Genomic DNA, 25,731 nt, shown 5'->3' on the forward strand with positions numbered 1-25,731 from the left:
TGTGGCTTCTAGAACGCGGCGACCGTTAAGCCGGCGCCACCGGCGCCGATCGGCGCCGCCAGGATCCGGGCAACTTGGTTGCGTCCGGCGTCGACCCGGGACACCCCACCGTCCACCACCCACACGCTCGCCTTCCCCGCGAGCAGCCCGAAGGCGGGATCGTCCGGGTCGGCGGCCGCAACCGGCATCCGAGCCCGGACCTCCCCGCTAGCCCCATCGATCCGCACAACCTCAGAGGCGATCTCGTCACCGACCCAGAGATCCCCGAGCGCCATCACCGACGGAAGGTCCTGCGAGACCTCTGAAACCCGCACGCTGAGCCCGTCGGTAAGCCGGACCACGTTGCCGCAGTTCCCCATCGCCCATTCCCCGGCCAGCGACAACGCCAGCTCGTCGTCCCGCAGCCGAGTCTGCCCGACCACCGCCCCGGTAACCGGGTCGAGCCGATGCACCACCGCCGAGTTGATCCCGGTGACGTAAAGGCCGCCACCGGCGTACGAGAGCTCCCCAGCACTCTGCGGAAGCGCAAGCTCGGCGACATCGGCCGGATCAGCCGGGTCGACCCGCAGCAGCCGTTTCCCCGAGGCCAGCCACAACCAGTGCTCGGTAGCGACCGCCGCCCACGGCTGAAACCCGTCCGGCAGCGCAGTCCCACTGACCTTGCCGTCCACAGTGATCCGCCAAAGCCGCCCAGGCTGAACAATCCACAGCGCCCCGTAGGCGTACAGGACCCGGTTGTCGATCAGCGGTGTAACCGGTTTGACGGTGGCCCGCCCGGCAACGACCCCGCGAGCCGGATCGATCAGCGCAACCGCCCCGGTGTCGAACCGGTAGACCCACAGCCGCCCGCCCCCAGCGACAAGCGCAGGCACCATCCTCGGATCGACCCCGGCGACGGCGACCGTAGCGGTGGCTTCCCCGGTGCGCCCGTCGATCCGCCGCACGGCCCCGCTCCCGTCAGCGACCCAGAGAGCACCCACCGCAGCCGGCGGCCGGGACGCCGCGACGGCCGTGACCGGCGTGATGTCACCGCCTGGGCAGTCACCCTCCCGAACCGGAATTCCACAACCATCGAGCAGCCCCACCACCAGCACCAGAGCCGCACCCACCCCAGCCCAACGCCTCACGGGTCCGGGACCCTACACCGCCCGTTCCCAACCCGCCGCCCCGCTCAGAGTGGGCTCATCTCGTCCAGCACCTTGGCGGCCACGACAATGATCTCCTCAACTTTCGGAACATCGCGTTCGACCTCGTCGGCGCGGGCGGCCGGCGCATCCGCATGGGGATATTCGACCTGATTGCGCCGCCGCGAGGAGCCGATCGAAGGGACGCAGGACGCTACCCAACGGAGGGTCCAGTTGGGCTGACACCGCATCGCGCACCGCGATGTGCCCGCCCCGGCTGGTAGCCCGCACACCCTGGTTCTCCAGAACCGCGACGAGTGCCTTCCGCGCGGCGTCGTACAACCGCCACCTCACCGCGGATCTCCCGGCTCGACGATGGCGTAGGTCGGACGGGACCGCACCGATGTCAGAAACGGATCGTCGGCGGAGCGCCAGCTCGCGACCGAGACGCGGTGGACGTTCACCTCCCGGCCGAGGCGCCTTTCGGCGTCGCGGGCCGCGTCGGCCAAATCGTCGTCGTCGACGTCACCCACCACGAGCACGTCGACGTCATGCGGCGGCGGCCCGGGCTCGCCTGAATAGCGGGCCGCCCACGAGCCGTAGATGTAGGCCTCCGCCACACCGGGCAGTGCCGGGAGCAGGTCCGCGAGGACGGCCGACGGACCGTAGGTAAGCGCCAGGAGTTCCGTGAGCGGCCGGGCAAGCGGACCGGTGAGGTCGGCCCGCAGCAGGCGCATATTTCCGCGCCGCTCGGTCTGGATGAGGCCGGCCTCGGCGAGTCGATCGGCCTCCCGGCTGACGGTTGACTGGGACACCTTGAACCGGCGGGCGAGCTCAGCCACCGAGGAACTCTCCTCGGGGTGCAGGTAAATCCAGGCCAACAGCTCGCCGAGCAATGGCGAGCGCAACAGCGGAAGAAGCCGAGACCTAGCTTGCATGTTCTGCACACTACCTTGCAGGACGCGCAAGGAGGCGTCAACGGCGGTAGTCATGGGAGCATCTTGTCATGGGGCAACCCAAGGCATCAGATCCGAACCCCGGTCAGCGGGGTGCGCCGACGAGGGCGTAGGCCGGACTGGAACGCACCGACATCAGGAACGGGTCCCGCTCCGGCCAGCGCCATTCCATGCTGGATACCTGGTAGAGGTGCACCGCCCGGCCCAGCTGGCGTTCCGCGAGGTCGGCCGCGCCGGCCAGCTCCGCGCCGTCGGCGTCACCCACCACCAGCACGTGGACGTCCGGCGGTGGCGGGCCCGGCTCGCCGGCGTAGTGGGCCGCCCACGACCCGTACAGATAGGCCTCGACCACGCCCGGCACCGCCGGCAACAGGTCGGCCAGCACCGCGATCGGCCCGTAGGTCAAGGCCAGCAGTTCGGTAAGCGGCCGCGCGAGCGGATTGGACGGTTCGGCCCGCAGCAGGCGCAGGTTGCCCCGCCACTCGGAGCGGACCAGCCCCGCCTCAGCGAGCCGGTCGGCCTCCTTGCCGATGGCCGACTGCGAGACGTTGAACCGACGAGCCAGCTCGGCCAGCGAGTAGTTCATCTCCGGGTGCAGGCAGATCCACGCCATCAGCTCCCCGAGCAGAGGCGAGCGCAGAAGCGGAAGCAACCGGGACGTGTTCTGCCGCCGACGCGCGAACGACCGCATAGTCATACGACAATGGTCACGCTGATCGAGGCGGGGCAACGGACAGCGGGTGCGCCGCGCATCGACGCAGGTAAAATCGATCGATTCTGCAACAAATCTGCAAATGGAATTCGTTGACTGCTGGATATTTATGGTGGCAGATTTTAATGCGGTTAGGGCAATGCAAATCGGTGGCCATTTGTTGCACTGGGTTGCCCGAAAAGGATCACCGGCTGAGGCCGGTTGAGGGGGTGCCGGCGCCGGCTCCGACCGGCACCCCCACCGGCGGGATCAGCCCAGCGAACGAAGGCGCGTGGCGACCTTCTCGGGTGTCGTGTCGCTGATCCACGAGCCCATCGCCGATTCCACCCCGGCCAGATACTTCAGCTTTCCGGGCGCTCGCAGAATCGAGAAAACCTGCAGGTGCAGGCGGAAAAGGTCGCGGTGGGTGCGACTCGGGGCCTGGAACACCCCGGAGATGTACGGCGTTTCGCGCACCCCCGGGAAGTACCGGTCGAAGCGCCCGAGCACGTCCAGGTAGATCAGTGCCAGGTCGTCCCGCTCGGCCGAGGTGAGCGCCGGCAGGTCGGGCACGTCCCGGTGCGGCGCCAGGTGCACCTCGACCGGCCAGCGCGAGGCGGCCGGCACATACGCGATCCAGTGCGCCGACTCCACCACGATCCGGGTCCCGGCGAGCCGCTCGGCGTCGAGAATGTCGCGGAACAGGTTCCCGCCGGTGTGCGCCTCGGCCATCGCGATCATCCGGGCGGCCTTGGGCGGCACGAACGGGAACGCGTAGATCTGCCCGTGCGGATGCGGCAGCGTCACCCCGATCTCCCGGCCCCGGTTCTCGAACGGGAAGACGTACTCGACGTCGTCGCGCGAGCCGAGGTCGGCGGTCCTGTCCGCCCAGGCTTCGATGACGGTGCGGGCCCGGTGCGGGCCCAGGCCGCCGAACGACCCCTTCGGGGCCGAGGAGAAGCAGACCACTTCGGTACGCCCAGCAGCCGGCCGAACCGGCCACAGCGAACTGTCGTCCAAGAGTTCTACATCGCCCGACACCCGTGGCGAGAACGACGGAAAACGGTTCTCGAACACCACGACGTCGTAGGAAGCTTCGGCGATCTCGGTGGGAAAGCCGCCCGGCGTACTCGGCGCGAGCGGGTCCTGATCGGCAGCGGGCAGGAAGGTCCGGTCGTTGCGGTGCGCCGCGATCGCGATCCACTCCCCGGTCAGCGGGTCGTACCGCATCTCCGGCCCGGGAGCGTCCGCGGCCGCCGGCAGCGCCCGCTGATCGACGGCCTCGCGAGCGACGAACGGCTCGGTGTCGTCGAAGTAGATGATCTCCCGCCCGTCGGCCATCAACCGCGAGGTGCGCCGCACCCGATGCGGCTCCCGCCAGACCGTCCGCCCCTCGACGGTGAGGGAGTCGATCGCGAGAAGCTGCCCGTCGGCGGCCGCAAGCCGGTCCCCCGCGTCCTCGGGCAGCGAGATGGTCGTCCCGACCGCGAGCGGCAGCAGGTGCAGCGTGACCTCGGACCCGTCCCGCACCCCGGCGTCCCGCAGGCTGACGACCCACTCCGACCCGTCCCAGAACCGGTCGGTGACCACCCGCCCGTCGACCCGAAGCTGCCCGACGTCCCCGGCCCACCGCAGCCGCAGGTAGCCGTCGCTCCCCGCCGCCGCAGCCCAGTCCGGCAGCGCGACCCGGTAGACGGCCGCAAGCTCGTCGAAGACCTCAGCCGAGGGCGCCGACTGCCGCCCATCGAACTTCGCATAACCAACCGGAACAGCCCCACCGGCCGCCCGCACAAGCTCAACGCCAACCGCCACAGCCGCGGCCCCCGACGAACGCAAGGCCCCCAAACGTTCCTCCGACGAACGTTCGTCGCCCAAACGTTCGTCGCCCTTACGTTCGTCGGACGAACGTTCGTCGGACGAACGTTCGTCGCCCTTACGTTCGTGGCCCAAACGTTCGTGGCCCAAACGTTCGTGGGACGAACGTTCGTGGGACGAACGTTCGGTGGGCGATGCGCTTTCCAGCGGGAGGTTGCCGAACGCCTGGGCGGTGGGGTCGTAGACCCGGACGTCCGGGGCGGTGGACTCGATGCGGCCGTCCGGGCCCCAGGTCAGCTCGCCCGACGACAGCAGCAGGCGGCGGGCCGGGCCGGCCTCGCAGACCCACAGATCGGCGGCGACGGCGGCGGGCAGGACCAGCAGGTCCAGCTCGCCGCCGTCAGGCCGGAGCCGGACCGGCGACAGGCCCGGCTCAACGGTGGCGGCTACGCCGCCGACCGAGTAGGTGACATCGATGCCGGCCTCGGCGACCAGCACCAGCGTGGGCACCGCGCCCGGCAGCACGGTCAGCGCCGACGCGGTGGCCCAGTCCAGCCGCACGCCGCCGAGCGTGAGTGCCAACGGCCAGCGCGCCAGGGTGCCGACCGGAATGTCGATCGGTTCCGCCGGAAGAACAACTTCGGAGCCGGAGAGTTCTACCCGGAACCGCGCACCGTTATAGAGCTCCAGCGGCACATGGGGCTGATGCCAGGCGATGAACAGGAAACCGCTCTCTCCATCGCTACGCACCGCCCAGCGCAGAGTTCTGGAATCCTCGACGCCGGTGGGCCGCACCTCGGGCAGGCTGGACGGCATCTCCGCGAGCGAGGAACCGAACGCGGCCAGGAACGCGTGCTGCTGCCGGAGCAGGGCGTGGCTCCCGGCCAGCAACCCGGCCTCGCCGATCGGCGCACCGAAGTCGTAGCCGAGCGTCGGCAGGTCGTTCGGATAACCGGTGGCGTGCGACTCCTGCAGGCCGCCGGACGGGTTCGTTCCCCCGGCGTACATGTAGTAGCCCTGCCAGGCCGACCCATTGCCGATCTTGCAATGCGCGATGGTCGCGACGTCGAGGGCCGCCGGCCTCGGCCGGCGGTGATAGGCGGTGGCCATGCCACCGCCGAGTTCGCAGGTCGCCGGCGGGAAAAGATCGGAGGGGGTACGGGGATGAGCCGTGTCGGCCCGCATCCCCTGCAACTGCATCCGGCGTACGTCGGCACCGATCCCGGGGTCGTCCCAGACGTGCGAGAAGAAGTAGTGGTCGCGGAACGTCGGGTCCCACGGCGCGTCCGAGTCGACCCAGAATCCGTCACCGTAACCGCCGTAGAGCGGCAGCAACTCCTCGGCCGGCAGGTCGGCGCCACCCCACGCGGTGGCGGTCCACAGCGGCGCCGACATCCCGGCCTCGCGGGCCAGCCGCTTGAGCGTGAGCAGGTGCCCGGGCTGGTCGTACAGCTCGTTCTCGATCTGGATCCCGATCACCGGGCCGTCCGGGCCGCAGCGCCCATCAAGGGCAGCCCCGATCTGCCCGAACCACTCGCGGACCATCGCCAGGTAGCCGGGGTCGTCGGTGCGGTGCCGCACCGGCGCCTGCTGGACCCAGTCGGGGAAGCCGCCGTTGCGGGTCTCGCCGTGACACCACGGGCCGATCCGCAGGATGACGTCGAGGCCCTCGGCTACCGCCAGGTCGACGAACGCGGCCACGTCGAGATTGCCGTCGAAGCGCGGCGAATCCCGCTGTTCGACGTGGTGCAACCAGAAGACGTAGCTGGCCGCGACGGTGACGCCGCCGGCGCGCATCTGCCGCAGGCGCTGCCGCCAGCGGGCGCGCGGGATGCGGCTGTAGTGGATCTCCCCGGACACGGGAATGACCGGGACGCCGTCGCGGGTGAGGTACCGGCTGGTCAGCGAGACCCCGAGGCGCGCGTCCTCGTCGTTGCTCATCCGGGGCCGGCGCAACGGCTGTGACCAGGGATGGTGCCGAACGGCGAGGGGTTCGGTAGGCACGGGTGACTCCTCTGCGACGAACGGTGTGGCAAACAAAACCGGGCCGGACTGTAACCGGTCACAGGTTCAGGTCTCCGCACGATACAGCGTTTTAACCGGCTGGACGCAAGCACTTGACAATCCCGTAAACGAGCAGCACTGTAACCGGTCACAGGTCCTGTTCGGTGACGCACGTCTCCCCCGGCAGCGACCGCGGCCGCGCCCACCGTGGCCCGCCGATCGAGGAGGATCGATGAAGAAGACATTCGCAGGCGTTCTCGCCGCCGCCCTTTTGATGACCGGTGCCTGTTCCAGCTCCGACGACAGCGACAGTGGCACCACCGCCACCAAGCCCGGCGAGAAGGTCGAACTGACCTACTGGACCTGGGCTCCGAACATGGACAAGGTCGTCGAGGGCTGGAACACCGCCCACCCCGACATCCACGTCACCGTCAACAAGCAGGACGGCGGCGACCCCGCCGTCACCAAGCTGCTCACCGCGATCAAGGCCGGCAGCGGCGCCCCCGACGTCATGCAGGCCGAGTACCAGAAGGTGCCCACCCTGGTCTCGGCCAACGCGCTCGCCGACATCTCCAAGGAGGCCGGCAGCCTGAAGGCGAAGTTCCCGGAGTCGGCCTGGAACGCCGTCACCCTGGGCGGCGAGGCGCTCTACGGCGTCCCGCAGGACTCCGGCCCGATGCTGTTCTACTACCGCACGGACGTCTTCACCAAGCTCGGGCTCGAGGCCCCGAAGACCTGGGACGACTACGCGGCGGCCGCTCGTAAGATCCACACGGCCAACAAGAAGCAGTACCTGGGCACCTTCTCGGCCAACGACCCGGGCTGGTTCGCCGGCCTCTCCCAGCAGGCCGGTGCCTCCTGGTGGGGCATCAACGGCGACACCTGGTCGGTCGCGATCAACGACGCCAACACCCAGAAGGTCGCCACCTACTGGGGTGGCCTGGTCCAGGAGGGTGTCGTCGACAACAAGCCGATGTACACCCCGGAGTGGAACGCCGCCCTCAACGACGGCACCCAGGTCGGCTGGCTCAGCTCGGTGTGGGGTCCCGGCGTCCTGGAGGGCAACGCGGCCAGCACCAAGGGCAAGTGGAAGGCCGCCCTGCTCCCGCAGTGGGACGCGGCGGCGCCGGCCAACGGCAACTGGGGCGGCTCGGCCACCAGCGTCACCACCCAGAGCAAGCACAAGGAGCAGGCCGCGCAGTTCATCGCCTGGCTCAACACCGACCCGGCCGGCATCAAGGCCCTGGCCGGCACCGCCAACGTCTACCCGGCCAGCGTCGACTCCGCCGCCGCACTGACCGAGCCGCCGGCGTTCCTGTCGAACCAGCCCGACTTCTACACGATCGCGGCCGAGGCCGCCAAGATCACCAAGCCGTTCACGTACGGGCCGAACGTCAACGTGGCGTACTCCGCCTACAACGACGCCTTCGGTAAGGCGGCTGCCTCGAAGAAGTCCGCCGACTTCCCGGCCGCGCTGACCACGATGCAGACGACCACGGTCGACGACATGAAGAACACCGGCTTCAAGGTCGCCGGCTGACGCACCCCTGATGCGGCGCGGCGAGAGCCGCGCCGCACACAGCTCGAGAAAGGTGTCGGCCGTGACGGCACTCCCCACCGAAACACGTACGCCGCGGACGGCTACCCGCCGCGGCCGGCGCGCCGGGGCGCCGTACTCATTCCTCGCGCCGGCACTGATCCTGTTCGTGGCGTTCTTCGCCGCCCCCATCGGCTACGCCGCCTACCTGAGCCTGCGCCGGGTCAAGGTCAGCGGACTCGGCCTCGGCGCCGGGGCCCGCACCGAGGTGTGGGCCGGGATGAGCAACTACGCCCGCTCGCTGACCGACCCGGACTTCCTGCCCAGCGTCTACCGGATCGGCGCGTACGGCCTGATCGTGGTCCCCACCATGCTCGGTCTCGCGCTGCTGATGGCCCTGCTGCTGGACGCCGGCCGCACCCGGGTCGGCACCTTTTCCAGAACGGCGATCTTCCTGCCGTACGCCGTACCCGCCGTGGTTGGCTCTTTGCTCTGGGGTTTTCTCTATCTTCCCCGGGTCAGCCCGTTCACCGACGTCGTGCAGCTGTTCGGCGTCGAGCCGCCGGACGTCCTGACCGGCTCCTGGGTGCTGTGGGCGGTCGCCAACATCGCGGTCTGGGGCGGCACCGGCTTCAACATGATCGTCATCTACACCGCGCTGCGGGCCATCCCGACCGACCTGTTCGAGGCGGCCCGGCTGGACGGCGCGACCGACAAGCAGATCGCCTGGCGCATCAAGATCCCGATCGTGCTGCCCAGCCTGATCATGACGTTCGTCTTCTCGCTCATCGCGACGCTGCAGGTCTTCGCCGAGCCGATGACGCTCAAGCCGCTGAGCAACACCATCTCCAGCACCTGGACGCCGCTGATGAAGGTCTACCGGGACGCCTTCGTCCGTAACGACATCTACTCCGCCGCCGCCACCTCGGTGGTCATCGCGGTCGCCACCTTCGCCGTGTCCTTCGGGTTCCTCAAGCTCGTCGGGAACCGGGCCTTCAACCAGGAGGACTGATCATGACCGTCTCGACCGTCATCCCGGCGGCCCCGATCTCGACCGCCGCCCCCTCCGGAAAACGGCGTATCGGCAACCGCAAGAACAGCACCCTGGCGACAGTTCTACTACTGCTCGGCGCGGTGTACTGCCTGTTCCCGGTGCTCTGGGTGCTGATCGCCTCGACCAAGAGCTCGGGTGAGCTGTTCTCGACGTTCACCCTGGCGCCCAGCACCCACCTGTTCGACAACATCGGCGACCTGTTCGCCTACCGGGACGGGCTGTACTGGCGCTGGATGGCCAACACCGCCCTGTACGCCGGGGTCGGTGCGGCCGTCTCCACCCTGGTCTCGGCGATGTCCGGCTTCGCCCTCGCGAAGTACGACTTCCCCGGCAAGAAGTTCGTGTTCAACGTGATCCTGGCCGGCGTGCTGGTGCCGGGCGTCATCCTGGCCATCCCGCAATATCTACTGCTGGCCAAGATCGGGCTGACCAACACGTACTGGTCGGTGCTGCTGCCCAGCATGATCTCCCCGTACGGCATCTATCTGTCCCGGATCTTCGCGGCCGCGACCGTTCCGACCGAGGTCCTGGAGGCGGCCCGGATCGACGGCGCCGGCGACTGGCGCACGTTCGGCCGGGTGGTGCTGCCGATGATGAAGTCCGGCCTGGTCACGGTGTTCCTGTTCCAGTTCGTGGCGATCTGGAACAACTTCATGCTGCCGTACATCATGCTCGGCGACGACCACTTGTATCCGCTCACGGTCGGCCTGTCCGGCCTGCTCAACCAGGGTGCAAACCAGCCGTCGATGTACATCACGGTGGTCACCGGGGCGCTGATCTCGATCATCCCGCTGGTGGTGCTCTTCCTCAGCCTGCAACGGTACTGGCGAGTGGATCTCGGCGCGGGCGCGGTGAAGGCCTGATGTCGCAGTCTATAGTCCCGAACGTGCGAAAGCGGCCCACCATCCGCGACGTGGCGCGGGAGGCCGGGGTCTCCTACGCGACCGTCTCCCGGGTGCTCAACGGCCGGGAATGGGTCAGTCCCGAGGCCGTCCGAGTGGTGCGGGAAGCCATTGCCCGGACCGGTTACACGGCGAACCCGCACGCCCGCTCGCTGGCCACCGGCAAGTCCGGGTCGATCGCGTTCCTGCTCACCGAGCCGCAGCACCTGCTGTTCGAGGACCCCAACTTCTCGGTGCTGCTGCGCGGCGTGGCCCAGGCACTCTCCGACCGCGAGCTGACGCTGATCCTGATGATCGCGTCGACCCCCGAGGAGCGGAACCGCACCACCGCCTACCTGTCCGGCGGGCACGTCGACGGCGTGCTGCTGGTGTCGCCGCACTCCGGCGACCCGCTGCTGTCCCACCTGGTGCAGGCCGAGGTGCCGATCGTGGCGTGCGGCCGGGTCCTCGGTTACGAGCAGCAGATCAGCTCGGTGATGGCCGACGACCGCTCCGGCGGCCGCTCGGCCGTCGAGCACCTGATCGCCATGGGCTGCACCAAGATCGCCACGATCACCGGCCCGCAGGACACCGCCGGTGGCGTCGACCGCCTGCAGGGCTACACCGACGCCCTGCTCGCGCACGGCATCCCGGTCGAGCCGGCCCGGATCGTGCACGGCGACTGGGGCCGGGCCAGCGGCGCCACCGCCGCCCGGCAGCTCCTCGACCAGGACCCCGAGCTGGACGCGGTGTTCGCCGCCTCGGACGCGATGGCCGCCGGCGCACTGCCGGTGCTGCGCGAAGCCGGCCGCTCGGTGCCGGGCGACGTGCGGGTGGTCGGCTTCGACGACTCGGGTCTCGCGGCCACGCTGGATCCCTCGCTCACCACGGTCCGGCATCCCCTGGACCGGATCAGCGAAGAGATGGTCCGTCTCCTCACGGACGTCATCAACGGGCGTACGCCTCTCTCGATCACCGTGCCCACCACCCTGGTGATCCGGGACTCGTCGCCCGCCTGAGTTCCCGGCGGAGCCACCGACCGCCGGGTTCCCCCCGTTTCTTCCATCGAAGGAGCGTCATGAAACCGTCCCTCAGAGTCGTGGCAGCAGCGCTCGTCCTCGCGCTTCCGCTCGCGCTCGCCACCCCCGCCCACGCGGCGAACACCCTCACCATGCTCGGTGCGGACGTGTCCTCGCTGCAGCGCAGTCTCGACCTCGGCGCGAAGTACTACAACAAGGCCGGAACAGCCGCCGACCCGTACGACATCCTCAAAGCGGCCGGCGCCAACTACATGCGGCTGCGCATCTGGAACAACCCGGCCAGCGGCTACAACAACAAGGCCAAAGTTCTGCAACAGGCGAAGGCGATCAAGGCCAAGGGCCTGAAGCTGCTGATCGACTTCCACTACTCCGACACCTGGGCCGACCCCGGCAAGCAGTATCCCCCCGCGGCCTGGTCCTCCCACTCGCTGTCGCAGCTGGGCACGGATGTCTACAACTACACGTACGACGTGTGCACCGCGCTGAAGGCACAGGGCACCACGCCGGACAGCGTGCAGATCGGCAACGAGATCAACGTCGGCATGCTGTGGCCCAAGGGCCAGGTGACAAGCAGCAACTTCGCGCCGCTGGCCGGCCTGCTCAAGCAGGGCTACAACGCCACGAAGGCCTGCAACAGCTCGACCCAGGTGTGGATCCACACGGCCGACGCGGACAGCGACGCGAACGCCCGCTGGTTCTACGACGGCATCAAGGCCCAGGGCGTGGTCTGGGACGTGACCGCCCTGTCCTACTACTGCATGTGGCACGGCACGCTGGCGAACCTCTACAACGTCATCGCCGACGTGAAGTCCCGCTACGGCAAGCCGGTGGTGATCGCCGAGACGGCGTACCAGTTCACCACCGCAAACGCCGACAGCCAGTCCAACTCGATACCCGGCACCGTCCTCTGCGACGGCCAGCCGGCAAGTTGGGCCGGCCAGGCGACCCAGTTCACCTACGTGCAGAACACCGCACGCAACGCCGGCGCGGTTGGCGTCTTCTACTGGGAGCCCACCTGGTACGCGATCAGCGGCAACGGCTGGGACCCCGCCAACATCAACGGTACGGGCGACGGCTGGGACAACATGGCCACCTTCGACTGGACCGGCCACGTGAACCCGAACCTGGTCTGGACTCCTTAAACCCAGGAAGGGCCCGGCGTGATGTTTGTCGCCGGGCCCTGTTCGGTGCTCAGGGTCACGGCATAATCACCCCGGTCAGGGCGCTCTATATAGCGCACGAGACGGGAGCGAAAATGCATCGTGTAGTCGTCATCGGCGCGGGTTTCGGCGGCCTGTTCGCCATCAAGTCTCTGAAGAACGCCCCGGTCGACATCACCCTGATCAACGGCACGGCCTACCACCTCTTCCAGCCCCTGCTCTACCAGGTGGCCACCGGCATCCTCAGCGAGGGCGAGATCGCGCCCCCCATCCGCGAGGTGCTGAAAAGGCAGAAGAACGTGGACGTACGCCTGGGCTGGGCCCGCGAGATCGACACCGACAACAAGGTGGTCAAGGTCTCCGGCCCCGGCATCGACTACGAGGTCGAATACGACACGCTGATAGTCGCGGCCGGCGCCACCCAGTCCTACTTCGGCAACGACGGGTACGCCGACCACGCCCCCGGCATGAAGAACATCGACGACGCCCTGGAGCTGCGCGCACGGATCTTCGGCGCCTTCGAGATCGCCGACCTGCACACCGACCAGGAAGACATCGACCGCTGGCTGACCTTCGTGGTGGTAGGCGCCGGCCCGACCGGCACCGAGATGGCCGGCCAGATCGCCGAACTGGCCCACCGCACGCTGCCCGGCCAGTACAAACACATCGACCCGCGCAAAGCCAGAATCATCCTGGTAGACGCGGTCGGAGCAGTCCTGAACACCTTCGGCGACCACCTCTCCACCAGGGCGCTGCGCCAACTGCACCTGCTGGGCGTAGAGGTAGAGCTGAACACCAAGGTGGTAGGCGTGGACGCCACCGGCATCGAGGTGGAGACCGAACGCGGCCACGAACGCATCGGCTCGATGACCAAGGTCTGGGCAGCCGGCGTGGCCGCCCCTCCCCTGGCCCGCAAACTGGCCGAGAAGACCGGCGCGAAGGCAGACCGAGCAGGCCGCATCTTCGTAGAGAAGGACCTGACGGTCCCCGGCCACCCCGAGATCTTCGTCCTGGGCGACCTGATGAACCTCAACGACGAACACGGCCAACAGCTGCCCGGCGTAGCCCAGGTGGCAATTCAGGGCGGCCGTTACGCGGCCGGAACGATCAAGACGCGCCTGGAGGGCAAGCCGGCCGGCAAGCCCTTCAAGTACTTCGACAAGGGCAGCCTGGCAACAATCTCCCGCTTCTCAGCGGTGGCAAGCATCGGAAAGCTGCGCCTGGACGGCTTCCCCGCGTGGCTGATCTGGGTGGCGGTACACCTGCTCTACCTGGTCGGCTTCAAGAACCGGGTAACCGCGGTAATGCACTGGGCGGTGAGCTTCCTGGGCCGAGGCCGTTCCGAGCGAGTGGCGACGGTCCAGCAGGCCTTCGCCCGGAGAGCAATCGAAGAGTACGGCGACCCCTTCGAGCGCACCCGCCTGGAGGCGATAGTCCGCAAGGACTAACCTCGACGAGCGCAGATCTTGGAGAGTTAGCGTCCGCTCCTGACGCAAACTCTCCAAGATCGCCCCAACGCGAGCCAGCAAGGGCCCAGCAGGGCCCAAGGTCGTGGAGCTAGCGTCAGCTCCGAGCAGAACTCCCACAAGATCGCCCAACAGCGCCACCCAGCAAGCCGGACCACGTCGGTTGGCGAGGGCGATCTCCTCGCGGCGACACGTCCCCCGCGCGATCTCACACGCTCGGTTTTGGCTTGGGTGATCTCCTCGCGGCGGCACATCGGGCCCAAATCACGCCGGTGGTCGGTGTGCAAGCGGGGTGTGCTTGCGCGCCGGCCGCCGGGGTGATCGCGTGAAGTGCCGCCGCGAGGAGATCACCCAAGCCCGCCTTTCACCCACCCCAGCCCACCAGAAAGCCGCCAACGACCGGCAGGCTGATCTCCGAGCGCCCGGCCGGGGTCCGGGGCAGCGCCCCGAAAGGGTCCGGGGCAGCGCCCCGAAAGGGTCCGGGGCAGCGCCCCGAAAAACCACCCCGAAAGCCGCACCCGAAAAGCGACCCCTAACCCCCCGGCCGCATCTCGATGTCCTCGACCGAAGGCTCCACAAGAACATGCCCGATAGGCCGCTGAGGAGCCCCACCCCAAGCCCGCCCAGGCAACCGATCAAACCCAGGAGCCGGATCAGCCAGAGCCCGCTGCACAGCCCCCAACAACCGCCCGGCCTCCTCAGCTTGATTGGCATACCAGGCGGTAGACCAAACCCGGTGCATATGCCAGCCCAACTCCCGCAACTCCTGCTCCCGCAGCCGATCCCGATCCCGAGCGGCCGAAACCCCCCGATACCCAGGCCCGTCAAACTCGATCCCCACGGCATAGACCTCGTCGGGATGCTCCGGATGCAAAACCCCAAGATCGATCCAGTGCCCAGCAGCCCCAATCTGCCGCCGCACCGAGAATCCCCACCCCTTGATGGTGGAAAGCACCGACTCCTCGAACGAGGTCATGCCTTCCCGATCAGAAACATCCTTGCCAAGGGTCGCCGCATCCCGCTCGGCATACTCCAGGAACGCCTTGAGATGCCGAATACTCTCATTCCCCATATCGGGAACATCAGAGGCGTGAATAGAGGAAACAACTTCGATCCGCTGCCGAGCCCGGGTAATGGCAACGTTCAACCGCCGCCACCCCTTAGGCCGGTTCAACACCCCAAAGTTCGTAGAAATCTTGTCATGGTCGTCATACCCATAACCAACCGACAAGATGATCACGTCCCGCACATCACCCTGAACAGCCTCGAGGCTCTTGACAAAGAACCCATTGAGCCGATCAGTGTCATCAAGCAGATGCTCGAGATCAGGCCGCTCCGAGATCATCTGCTGCACCGCGGTATCAATAGCATCAGCCTGAGCCACCGACAGCGTCACCACCCCAAGTGACCGCCCAGGCCGATGCGTGAGGTGATGCAAAACCCGGGCAGCAACAGCGTCCGCCTCAATCGGATTATCCGAGGTGGTAAGCCGGTGGTAAATGCCATCGACGTGATAGAGCTGCACCCCATGATCAGGCTCCCTTGCATAAGCGCGAGGTAAACTGACCAGCCGCCCCGAGTAATAGGCAAGGTTAGCAAAGGCGAACAGAGCCTCATGCCGACTCCGGTGATGCCAACCCAGCGAAAGAGTAGGAAAGGTCTCCTTAGCCAGATCAAGAATAGACGGAAAATCAACAACGTCATCCTCGACCCGATCATAGAAGGTGGTAGGCGGCAATTGCCGCTCATCCCCCACCACAATCAGCGCGTCCCCACGATAAACACAGTTGATCGCATCAGCCGTCGTAACTTGAGAAGCCTCATCAATGATCACGACGTCGAACTCGATCTCCGGCGGCAACAGCCGCGAAACCGCCAGCGGCGACATCAACAGGCAGGGCTTGAGCGCCTGCACCGCATGCCGAGCCTGCGCGATCAGATCCCGAACGGCCAGATGCCCGGTCCGCTTACTGCCCTCCCGGCGAATAAGGGCCGGTTCCCCAGCGTTGGCCGCCGACGGCCGCCGAGCCTCAACGGCATAGACGATGTCAGCCAACGCAGCCCCATTCAGCTCCTTGTCGAGCAGCTTGAACACCTCAACAAGGTGCACCCGCTCCTCAGCATCAGCCGGTGAAAGCCCACCATCCTCCCGGAGGATCGCGTCGACCCACCCCCGATAGAGCGCCTTTTCCAAAATCGGCCAGATCTCGTCCGGCGGCGTGTGATGGTCGGCGCAATATTCAAGAGCCTCCTGCAAGCCGTACGCAAGGATCACGTCCCGCGCATCGGAGTGCACGAACCACTCCTGCTGCCCGTCCGTATCGTGCAACAACTGCAGAAGCAGGTCCCGCGCGCTGTCGTAATCCCCGAGGTGAGTGGTCAGCTCGATCCGCCGGTCCGCCCCAAAGGCACTGAGCACCTGCTCCCGAGCGGAATCCCAGCCCGCCACCGCCGCCGACAACCCTTCGCTGGGCGTAGCCTCGCCGAGCGCGTGCGCCTGGTCCGGGGTGAGCGAGGCGTCGTCCCCGGTATGGATGCGACGGGCCGCGGCGGTCCAGGTGACGATCTGGTTCATCAGCTCGTCGTTGGTCTTGGTGCCCCGGTAGATCGAGCCAAGAACCGAAGCGTGCGGCCCGGCGTTGCTCCAGATCGCGGCCTCGGCGTCGACCGCGGCCTGGCGCTGCTGCGCGATCTCGACCGCCTCGGCGAGCGTGATGTCGCCGCGGCCGGTAGGCCCGCCATAGGCACGCAGCATCTCGGCGGTCGCTCGCAGCGGCGAGATGTGCGCGCGCAGCCAGGTGACCGCGTCCTGCACGGCCCCCTCGCCCAGCTCCGGCCGGGGTGCCCGGGCCGGTGGTTCGCGCAGCGTGGTGCGGAACCGGTCGAACTCGTCGCTGGCCTCGCTGACGATCCGCAGCAGCGCGCCGTTCGGCCGGGGCGCGCTGACGTGCACGACAACGGCGGCCAGAGCGTCGGCCGGGGTCTCCCGGATCACCTCGTCGGCGTTGTGCAGCGCGTCCTGGATCGCGGTGAAGTCGGTGTCGAGACCGTCCCAGTGCCGGCCGAGGATGGCGGCGTGCTCCTCGGCGAGGTCGTCCAGTTCGTCCAGGGCCGCCTTCCAGGCCGCGGCGTCCTCGACGTTGGCGACCGCGTCCTCCGGCTTGACCTCGGGCAACGCCGCGTCGATCGCCGCCTTCTTGTCCCGCCGGTAGGTGCGCAGCAGCTTGCGGGGGCCGCGCCGGTTGGTCAGCCGATCGGCCATCTCCTCGATCGGCTCGTTGAGCACGCCCTCGTCGAAGTGCCGGCGGGCGGTCGCCTCGGCCGCGTTGACCGCCTCGACCCCGCGGCGCAGCGCTCGCACGGCGGCGTGCGCGGCGGCCATCCCGCCCTCGGCGAACCAGGCGGCCTCCGGCTTGCTCTCCCGGTTGATCAGCTCGGCGATCTTGATGACCCGGGCCGAGTCCGGGAAGGTGACGACGTTGGGCAGGCCGAGCCGGGCGGTGACCCGGTCGAGGCTCTCCTGCCGGGTCTCCAGGCGGTCGGCCTCCTCGGCGAACTTGTTGGCCAGGTGTTCGGCCTGGGCGGCGTTCAGCGGGTGCAGGTCGATCGCCGGGGGCGTCAGGGCCAGGTCGGGCACGGCAGTGAGCTCGGCCGCAGACGGCAGCTCGGCCCACGGGATGCCGCCATAGCGGAGCGCGGCCAGGTGTTTGGTGAGGTCCTCGGCGGCCTGCTGGACCGGCTGCAGGCTGGACGCGATCAGCCATTCCTCGACGATCACGCTGGGCCGGTGGCCGGCGTGCGCGGCGAGCGCGGCCAGCGTGCCGGCGCCGGCCGGTTCGTGCAGGTCGAACGCGTCGGCCAGGGCCGAGTTGGCGATCACCGTCTCGGCCAGGGTGCCGAGGGCACCCATCGCGGTGCGCAGCGTGATCTCCAGCGGTTCCCGCTCGATGGCGTCCCGCCACAGGTAGCTCTCGCTGCGCAGCCGGCCGAGCCGGCCGACCGCGTCGCGGATCTGGTGCAAGGCCTCCGGGGTCAGTTCGCCGGGGATCTCGCCGGGGACCGGCGCGGCGGCCACGTCCTGCAGCGTGGCGCAAACCCCGATGATCTCGTGCAGGGTCCGGCCGAGCGGCGGCCGCACGCGATTGAGGCTTTCGGCGTACGCCGTGAGCCGTTCCCGCCGTTCGCGCACCGCGCGCCGGTCGATCGGGTCCATCGCGGCCAGCGGCACCGGGTCGGTATCGAGCGCGTCGACAAGCGCAGCGGCCACGTCCCGCCGCCCGGTCAGGTCGCTGTGCAGCGGCAGCAGGTAGTTGCCGAGCCCGGCCTCGTCGAGGCGCCGGTGCACGGTGTCCAGCGCGGCCGCCTTCTCCGAGACGACAAGCACCCGCTTGCCGGCGTGCAGCAGGCAGCCGACGATGTTCGCGATGGTCTGCGACTTGCCGCTGCCGGGCGGCCCGTCCAGCACGAAGCTGTGCCCGGCGGTCGCGGCGGCGATGCAGGCCCGCTGGGAGGCGTCCGCGTCCAGCAGCAGCGGTACGTCCTCGGCCGGCACTAGCTCGTCGATCTTCTCGAGGTCGATCGGGTCGAAGGCGAACCGCCGCTCGGCGTCGTGGGTGGCCAGGGCGCGCACGAGCGGGTGCTCGGCGATGTGCGGTTCGCTCTCCAGCAGGTCGGCGTGGATCGACTCGCGGTGCACCCCGAAGGTGGACAGGATCACCGTCTCGTCGGCGTACCAGCCGGGCCGTTCGCCGATGGCCACGTCGATGTGCGCCCACAGCACGGTGACGTCGAGCTCGGCGAGCGACCTCACCTCGGGCAGCTCGACGTCCTGCGGGTCCATCCGCAGGGCGAGCGCCGGGTTGACGATCGGGTCCTCGTTACGGGCCCGCAGCAGCGGCCCGGCCGGGTCGATCTCCACCGGGATCAGCAGGATCGGGCTCTGATGCGGGGTGTTGCGCTCGTCGGTCCAGTGCAGCATGCCCAGCGCGAGGTAGAGCGAGCACACCCCCCGGTCGAGCAGTTCCTGCCGGGAGCGCCGGTAGAAGCGGTGCAGCAGCGCGCCCAGGTCGTGCTCGGGCAGCTCGGTCTTCAGCACCGGCCGGCCCGGGTCCTCGTCGTCGCCGGGGAAGCCGAACGCGCCCTCCTCCTGGAGCACCTTGAGGATGCCCTTGGGTGACGGCCTGGTGATCTCCACGGCGTCCGAGGGCGTTCGGCCGAAGTTCAGCAGGCGGTTGGCGTCGGTGAGGTCGACGAGTCCCGAGCGCCACGTTTCGAGCGCAGCTCTGACCTCGCCGTCGGGTTGCTCGCTCAGTTCCGCTGCATCATCCGGCCGCATACCTCCAATTGCAGCAAGTCGGATGGCTGTCACGCTGGCGATTCGCCCGCTTCCTTCGGATATTCGCCAGATTTCTGGAGCATTCCGGCGAGTCGGTAGGAAGCGGGCGAAACTTCGATCAGCCGATGGGGGCCTTCTCGGCCTCGGCCGGGGCCGGGGCGCGACGCTCCAGGGCCGCTCCCTCGACGTCCAGCTCGGGCAGCTTGGCCAGCCACTTCGGCAGCCACCAGGCCGCCCTACCCATCAGCGCGAGCGCGGCCGGGATGGCGATCATCCGGACCACCAGCGCGTCGAACAGGATGCCGATGGCCAGCGCGAACGCGATCGGCTTGATCGTGTCATTGCCCTGCGGGACGAAGCCGGCGAACACCGAGAACATGATCGTGGCCGCCGCGACCACCACCGGGGCGGCCTGCCGGAAGCCGGTCACCACGGCCTGCCGCGGCTCGGCGCCGTGCGCGTGCGCCTCGTGCATCCGGGACACCAGGAACACCATGTAGTCCATCGCCAGGCCGAACAGGATGCCGACGATGATGATCGGGGACAGGCTCAGCAGCGGGCCGTTGACCTTGGCGTTGACGATCACGTCCAGCCAGCCCCACTGGAACACCGCGACCGTGGCGCCGAACGCGGCCCCGACCGTGAGCAGGAAGCCGAGCACCCCGGCCACCGGCACCAGGATCGACCGGAAGACCAGCACCAGCAGCAGGAACGCGAGCCCGACCACCAGCACCAGGTAGATCGGCAGCGCCTGGTCGAGCTTCTGGGACACGTCGATGCTGATGGCGGTCTGCCCAGTGACGTACACCTGGGCGTTGGGTCCGTCGTTGATCTTGTCGCGGAGGGCGTGCACCAGGTCGACGGTCGCGGTGTCGTCCGGGCCGGTCTTCGGGATGATCGTGATGAGGGCGGCGGTGCCGTTCGCGTCCGGCTGCGGCGCGGTCGCCACCAGCACGCCCGGCAGGGAGCTGATCTGCTGCTGCACGGTCGCCGCGTACGCCGTCGAACCGGACCCGTCCACCAGGACCAGCAGCGGGCCGGCGAAGCCGGGGCCGAACCGCTCGGCGATGATCGCGTCGGCCTTCTCCTGGGTGCTGCCCGGCACCTCCTTGAGGATCAGCGAGGTCTGCATCTTGGTCACCGGAATGGCGATCACCGCGAGCGCGGCCACCGCGATGACCAGGCTGGCCCAGCGCTTGGTGGTGATCAGGTGGGCCCAGCCCTTGAAGAAGCCGCGGCCGCTCTCGTCCTCGTGCACCTCGACCGGCGGCGCGTTGCGCAGCTTCTTGGGCAGCGCCCGGTAACCGATGAAGCCGAGGATGGCCGGGACCAGGGTGATCGCGACGAGCACGGCGATGACGATGGTGGCCGCCGCGGCCAGGCCCATCTCGGTGAGGAACGGAATGCCGGCCACCGAGAGGCCGGCCAGCGCGATCACCACGGTCAAACCGGCCGTGACCACCGCCGAACCGGCGGTGCCGACCGCCATCGCGGCCGCCGCCGGCACGGCAAGTCCATTACGAAGCTCCTGGCGGAACCGGGTGATGATGAACAACGCGTAGTCGATGCCGACCGCGAGGCCGAGCATGATCGCCAGGATCGAGGTGGTCGACTGCAGCTCGACGAAGCCGGTCAGGGTGAAGATGCCGGCCGCGCCGATGCCCACGCCGACGATCGAGGTCAGCAGGTTCATCCCGGCCGCGACCAGCGAACCGTAGGTCAGGGCCAGCACCAGCAGGGCGACCACCACGCCGAGGCCCTCGGCCGGGCCGCCCACGTCGGCGCCGGACTCCTTGGACGTCTCGCCGCGCACCTCGACGGTCAGCTGACCGGCCCGGGCCTGGTCGACCGCGGCGAGCAGCGCCTCGCGCTCCTCGACGGTGATCTCCGAGCCCTGCACGCCGTAGGTGACCGTGCTGTACGCCGCCGACTGATCCTGCGACACCACCGGTTGCTTCGGGTCGAGCGGGTTGCTGGCCGCGACCACGCCGGGCAGCTTGCCCAGGGCCGCGACGGTCTGGGCGATCGTGGCGGCGTTCTGCTCGGAGGTGACCTTGTCACCGGCCGGAGCCGCGAAGACCACCTGCGCGGTGGCCCCGGCCGAGGCGTCGCCGAAGCGCTGCTTCATCAGATCGAGCGCGGTCGTCGATTCCTGGCCCGGGATCGAGAACGTGTTGACGGTCGGCCCGGACAGGGTCGCCGCGCCGACGCCGACCGCGACCAGCGCCACCAGCCAGGCGATGGTCACGATCAGCCGGTGCCGGACGGCACCCAGTCCGAGGCGATGCAGCAGGGTTGCCATCTTGGGGAGTCCCTATTTCTTCGGGCGCTCGTGACCGAGCGCGTCGTAGCTGACCTCGACGATGTCGGCGAGGGCGACGGGGGTGAGCTTGTCGTGCATCGCCACGCTGGTGACCGCGACCGCGCCGAGCGCGCCGACGATCCGGATCATGCGGGGCAGGTCGTGCTCGGTGACGCAGGCGGGGTCGCCGGCGATGCCGAAGGCGGCGAACACCGCCTCGCCGAACTGGTGCAGGGTCTCGCCCTCGGGAGCACTGGTCAGGCTGCTGAGCAGCAACGCGACCGCGCCGGGGCGATCGAGGGCGAGCTGGGCCACGCCGGTGATGACGACCCGGTCGCGCTCCGGGCCGACCGGGAGGGCGGCGGCCTCGGCCGAGATCGCCCGCAGGTCGGCCAGCGCCCGCTCGATCACCGCTTCCTGCAGAGCTTCCTTGGACGGGAAGCGGTGCAGGAGACCGGTTTTTGAATAGCCGACCGCGTCGGCCACGCGCTGGACGGACGTCTCCTTGAAGCCGTGCCGGGCGAACAGCGCGGCGGCGGTCTCCAGAATCTCGTCCTCGATCTGCTGCTTCGTGGGGCGCGGCATGCGGCCAGCCTAGACGGCAATGGACCAATCCGGTCGGGAACCGACCGTGTTGGTCCTCACACGAAATTCGGGGGAAGCCCTGAGCGATTCTCGGGGTCCGGCGTCCCTTTTGTGGGTCTTGGGGCGGCGCCGAGTCACCTATCTGATCGTTCTCGGCGCGCGACCGGATGGGGGCGCGACCGGGGTCCGACCCCGATGTACCCAGCTCCCGCACTGCCTAACTTCAGCTTCGACACAGAAAACAGGGGGTCGGGGAAAATGGGCAAGCGGCCGATGACGGTACGCATGGCGCGCTGGAGCGCCGAACACCCGTGGCGTGCGATCGCACTCTGGGTGGTTTTCGTGGCGGTGTGCTTCGTCGGCGGCAACATGGCCGGCACCCGCGATGCATCGGCGTCCGACGACGCCATCGGCGAGGCCGGCCGGGCCTACGTCATGATCGAGGACGGCAAGTTCGCCGAGGAACCGGCCGTCGACAACGTGCTGATCACCGCGCGGTCCGGTGCGCTCGACATGAAAGCCGCTTCATCCGCGGCAGCGGACGCCCGGGCAAAGCTGGCCAACGTGACCGGAGTTTCCACCACAGGGGAGCCGATCGCGGCCACCGATGGCACCGCGCTGCTCGTGCCGATCACCATGACCGGTGTCTCGGACACCGCCTCCGACCGGGTGGCCCCACTGCTCGCGGCCACCGCCGAGGTGCAGGCGGCGCATCCCGACCTGCGCATCGAGGAGGTCGGCGGGCCGTCCATCGGCAAGGCGCTCGACGACACGCTCGGCGACGACTTCAAGAAGGCCGAGATCCTCAGCCTGCCGGTCACCCTGCTCATCCTGATCATCGCGTTCGGCGCGCTCATCGCGGCCGGCGTGCCGCTGCTGCTCGCGCTCTCCTCGGTCGCCGCCGCCATGGGCCTGTCCACGCTGGCCTCGCACCTGGTGCCGATGGGCGACGCCACCAGCAGCGTGATCCTGCTGATCGGCATGGCCGTCGGCGTCGACTACTCACTGTTCTACGTACGCCGGGAACGCGAGGAACGTGCCAAGGGCCGCAACCACGTGGACGCCGTGGAGATCGCCGCCGAGACCTCCGGCCACGCCGTCGTGGTCTCCGGCACCGCGGTGATCATCGCGATGGCGGGCCTGTTCCTGGCCGGCGACTCCACCTTCTCCTCGCTCGCCACCGGCTCGATCCTGGTGGTCGCGGTGGCCGTGATCGGCTCGCTCACCGTGCTGCCGGCCCTCCTGGCCAAGCTCGGCCGCTGGGTCGACCGCCCCCGGGTGCCGTTCATCTGGCGGCTTACCGCCAACCGCGGCGGCGAGAGCAGCAAGGTCTGGCGCAAGATCCTCAGCCCGGCGCTGAAGCGCCCGGCAGCAACCCTTCTGGTCAGCGTGCTTGCTTTGCTTGCGCTCGCTGCTCCCGCGCTCGGGATGAAACTCAAATTCCCGGGTACGGAGGACCTGCCCCGGACCACACCGGCGATGCAGGCGTACGACCGGTTGACCGCCGCGTTCCCCAGCAACGGCACCACCCACCTGGTCGTCGTGCAGGCCCCGGCCGCGCAGGCCACCAAGGTAAAGGCGGCGCTGACCGGGCTCGCCCAGCGCACCCAGACCGACCCGCTGTTCGCCACGCTCGAGGCGGACGGCCCGCAGATCGACGTCTCGGCCGACGGCACGGTGTCGGTGCTGGATATCGCCACCCCGTTCGCCACCCGCAGCGACGAGGCCGCCGACAGCCTGCACGAACTGCGGCAGAGCCTGGTGCCGGCCGCACTGGGCGGCATCGCCGGCGCGAAGTACGCGGTCGGCGGCGGGGTCGCGGACAGCGAGGACTACGCCGAGCACGTCTGGAAGACCCTGCCGATCGTGGCCGGCTTCGTGCTGATCCTGACGTTCCTGGTGATGGCGTGGACGTTCCGGTCGGTCGTGGTGGCGCTCACCTCGATCGCGCTCAACCTGCTCTCGGCCGGCGCGGCGTACGGCCTGCTGGTCCTGGTCTTCCAGGGTGATTGGGCCGAAGGCCTGCTCGGCTTCACCTCGATGGGTGCGATCGTCAGCTGGCTTCCGCTGTTCCTGTTCGTGGTCCTGTTCGGGCTTTCGATGGACTACCACGTCTTCGTGGTCAGCCGGATCCGCGAGGCGGTCAACCGGGGCGTGCCCACCCGGGAGGCGGTCGCCGAGGGCATCACCGGCTCGGCCGGCACGGTCAGCAGCGCCGCCATCGTGATGGTCGCGGTCTTCTCGATCTTCGCGACGCTCAGCACGATCGACATGAAGCAGCTGGGCATCGGCCTGGCCGCGGCGATCCTGCTGGACGCCACGATCATCCGGGCCGTGGTGCTGCCCTCGGTGATGACCCTGTTGGGTCCGGCGAACTGGTGGGCGCCGCGCTTCATGCGGCGCCGCGCGCAGGCGGCGGTTGTTGAGGACCGCCAGCCGGAGCTTGCCGGCGTCTAGAGGATTTCGCGGACCGCTCCCTAGTGGAGCGGTCCGCCCGTTTTTTGTAGGCTTTGTCAGCTGCTACCGCTGTTACCTTCCGGTAACGTAACCGGAACAAGAGAAAGTCTCACGTCGATCGACGGGTGGCCCACACAATGCCCCTGGATTCCTCCCTGAACGGCACGGTGGCGGCACTCGTGCAAGAGCTGGCCACCGACACCGACCTGGTCGACGACGTGGTGGCGCACGCCCGCGCGCACTTCCCCGAGGTGGCCCGGCTGCCCTGGACGGAAAGCCGCCGGCACGTGGCCGCCCTGCTGGCCGCGGGCTTCACCGCGTTCGCCCGGGCGATGGCCGACGGCGACTTCGGCCCCAACCTCGACTTCAGCGAGGCGAGCCGGTTCGGCGCCGAGCGGGCCGCGCTGGGCGTGCCGGTGGCCGGCCTGCTGGCCGGCGTGCACGGCGGCCGCAGCCGCCTGCTGGAGATCGCCATCAACCGCGGGCGAGAGGCCGGCATTCCGTACGACGAGCTGCTCCAGGCCCTGCTGAAACTCGACCGGTACGGCACCGAGCTGGAACGCCACGTGATGGACGGCTACCGCGAGGCCGAGCGCGACCTCAACCGGGACGACCGCACCGCCCGCATCCGGGTGCTGCGTCGCCTGCTGCTGGACGACGACGGCGGCCCGGCTGTCCCCGAAGAAGACCCGGCCCGGTTCGGCCTGCACAACGGCGGCAGCTACCACTGCGTGATCTCCGACGTGGTCGACCCGACCCGGGTGCGCGCCCTGGAACAGGCCTTCGCCCGCTGCGGTGGTGTGCTGGCCCCGGTCGGCGGCCGGCTGAGCGGGCTGACCCCGCGCCTGCCCGGCGGCCGCGCCCTCGACCCGGCCGTGCTCGTGGTGACCACCCCGCCGATCACCCTCGACCAGGCCCGCTCCGCCTACCGGCTGTGCCGCACCGCGCTGCACGCGGCCCGCTTCCGGGAGTCCACCGGCATCTGCGACGTGGTGGAGCTGGCCGGCGAGACGGCCCTGGCCGCCCAGCCGATGCTGGCCGGGTTCCTCAGCGACGGGCTGCTGGGTGCCCTCTCCCCCACCGAGGACTTCCACCGGGAGCTGGTCGGCACCGCCCTGGCCTACCTCGACCACGGCCAGCGCCTCGACCTGACCGCGGGCGCCCTGCACCTGCACCCCAACACGGTCCGCTACCGGCTGCGGCGCCTGCAGGACCTGACCGGCTTCGGCACCCCCGCCGAGGGCCTGCCGGTGCTGGAAACGGTCCGCTGGTGGTGGGCGCTGAGCTCGTGGTCGCACCATCCCACCGACCAGACCCCCTGACC

The 25,731-nt window shown here is 69.0% G+C and carries 15 protein-coding genes; 8 read left to right on the top strand and 7 right to left on the bottom strand.

All coding sequences use genetic code 11. The annotated features are described in order from the left end of the window. Window positions 1-8 precede the first annotated feature (8 nt). The 4 genes from Ate02nite_RS16735 to galT form a co-directional block, all read right to left on the bottom strand. Complete coding sequence (locus tag Ate02nite_RS16735; protein ID WP_203806382.1) at window positions 9-1,127, bottom strand: NHL repeat-containing protein; 1,119 nt, start codon at window positions 1,125-1,127, stop codon at window positions 9-11. Window positions 1,128-1,474: 347 nt separating this feature from the next. Beyond that, window positions 1,475-2,116, bottom strand: a complete 642-nt coding sequence (locus Ate02nite_RS16740) for a winged helix-turn-helix domain-containing protein (RefSeq protein ID WP_203806384.1) — start codon at window positions 2,114-2,116, stop codon at window positions 1,475-1,477. Between the two features lie 49 nt (window positions 2,117-2,165). Next, complete coding sequence (locus Ate02nite_RS16745; protein WP_203806386.1) at window positions 2,166-2,777, bottom strand: winged helix-turn-helix domain-containing protein; 612 nt, start codon at window positions 2,775-2,777, stop codon at window positions 2,166-2,168. A gap of 264 nt (window positions 2,778-3,041) precedes the next feature. Further along, complete coding sequence (galT, locus tag Ate02nite_RS49715; RefSeq protein WP_307873281.1) at window positions 3,042-6,590, bottom strand: galactose-1-phosphate uridylyltransferase; 3,549 nt, start codon at window positions 6,588-6,590, stop codon at window positions 3,042-3,044. Window positions 6,591-6,822: 232 nt separating this feature from the next. Between galT and Ate02nite_RS16760 the strand changes: the two genes are divergently transcribed. From Ate02nite_RS16760 to Ate02nite_RS16785, 6 genes are all read left to right on the top strand, one after another. Next, window positions 6,823-8,130 (top strand): ABC transporter substrate-binding protein, encoded by a 1,308-nt coding sequence (locus Ate02nite_RS16760; RefSeq protein ID WP_203806388.1) that lies wholly within the window; start codon window positions 6,823-6,825, stop codon window positions 8,128-8,130. A 61-nt stretch (window positions 8,131-8,191) separates the two neighbouring features. Next, window positions 8,192-9,139, top strand: coding sequence for a carbohydrate ABC transporter permease (locus Ate02nite_RS16765; RefSeq protein WP_239147462.1), 948 nt, complete (start codon window positions 8,192-8,194; stop codon window positions 9,137-9,139). A gap of 2 nt (window positions 9,140-9,141) precedes the next feature. Beyond that, complete coding sequence (locus Ate02nite_RS16770; protein ID WP_203806392.1) at window positions 9,142-10,044, top strand: carbohydrate ABC transporter permease; 903 nt, start codon at window positions 9,142-9,144, stop codon at window positions 10,042-10,044. A 23-nt stretch (window positions 10,045-10,067) separates the two neighbouring features. Beyond that, on the top strand, window positions 10,068-11,081 hold the full coding sequence (locus Ate02nite_RS16775; protein ID WP_239147463.1) for a LacI family DNA-binding transcriptional regulator: 1,014 nt from the start codon (window positions 10,068-10,070) through the stop codon (window positions 11,079-11,081). A gap of 59 nt (window positions 11,082-11,140) precedes the next feature. Further along, window positions 11,141-12,244, top strand: a complete 1,104-nt coding sequence (locus tag Ate02nite_RS16780) for a glycoside hydrolase family 53 protein (protein WP_203806396.1) — start codon at window positions 11,141-11,143, stop codon at window positions 12,242-12,244. Between the two features lie 113 nt (window positions 12,245-12,357). Next, the gene (locus tag Ate02nite_RS16785) at window positions 12,358-13,710 is read left to right on the top strand and encodes an NAD(P)/FAD-dependent oxidoreductase (protein WP_203806398.1); all 1,353 of its coding nucleotides are present in this window, start codon (window positions 12,358-12,360) and stop codon (window positions 13,708-13,710) included. Between the two features lie 550 nt (window positions 13,711-14,260). Here Ate02nite_RS16785 and Ate02nite_RS16790 read toward each other — a convergent pair. The 3 genes from Ate02nite_RS16790 to Ate02nite_RS16800 all read right to left on the bottom strand — a co-directional run bounded on the left by Ate02nite_RS16790 (window position 14,261) and on the right by Ate02nite_RS16800 (window position 21,950). Beyond that, window positions 14,261-19,063, bottom strand: a complete 4,803-nt coding sequence (locus Ate02nite_RS16790) for a PDDEXK-like endonuclease domain-containing protein (protein WP_203806400.1) — start codon at window positions 19,061-19,063, stop codon at window positions 14,261-14,263. Between the two features lie 118 nt (window positions 19,064-19,181). Continuing rightward, window positions 19,182-21,365 (bottom strand): MMPL family transporter, encoded by a 2,184-nt coding sequence (locus Ate02nite_RS16795; protein ID WP_203806402.1) that lies wholly within the window; start codon window positions 21,363-21,365, stop codon window positions 19,182-19,184. Window positions 21,366-21,377: 12 nt separating this feature from the next. Then, complete coding sequence (locus Ate02nite_RS16800; protein ID WP_203806404.1) at window positions 21,378-21,950, bottom strand: TetR/AcrR family transcriptional regulator; 573 nt, start codon at window positions 21,948-21,950, stop codon at window positions 21,378-21,380. Window positions 21,951-22,208: 258 nt separating this feature from the next. Between Ate02nite_RS16800 and Ate02nite_RS16805 the strand changes: the two genes are divergently transcribed. Further along, complete coding sequence (locus Ate02nite_RS16805; protein ID WP_203806406.1) at window positions 22,209-24,407, top strand: MMPL family transporter; 2,199 nt, start codon at window positions 22,209-22,211, stop codon at window positions 24,405-24,407. A gap of 137 nt (window positions 24,408-24,544) precedes the next feature. Then, window positions 24,545-25,729 (top strand): RsbRD N-terminal domain-containing protein, encoded by a 1,185-nt coding sequence (locus Ate02nite_RS16810; protein ID WP_203806408.1) that lies wholly within the window; start codon window positions 24,545-24,547, stop codon window positions 25,727-25,729. The last annotated feature ends 2 nt before the right edge of the window (window positions 25,730-25,731 follow it).

This window comes from Paractinoplanes tereljensis (assembly GCF_016862435.1).
Classification (GTDB): domain Bacteria; phylum Actinomycetota; class Actinomycetes; order Mycobacteriales; family Micromonosporaceae; genus Actinoplanes; species Actinoplanes tereljensis.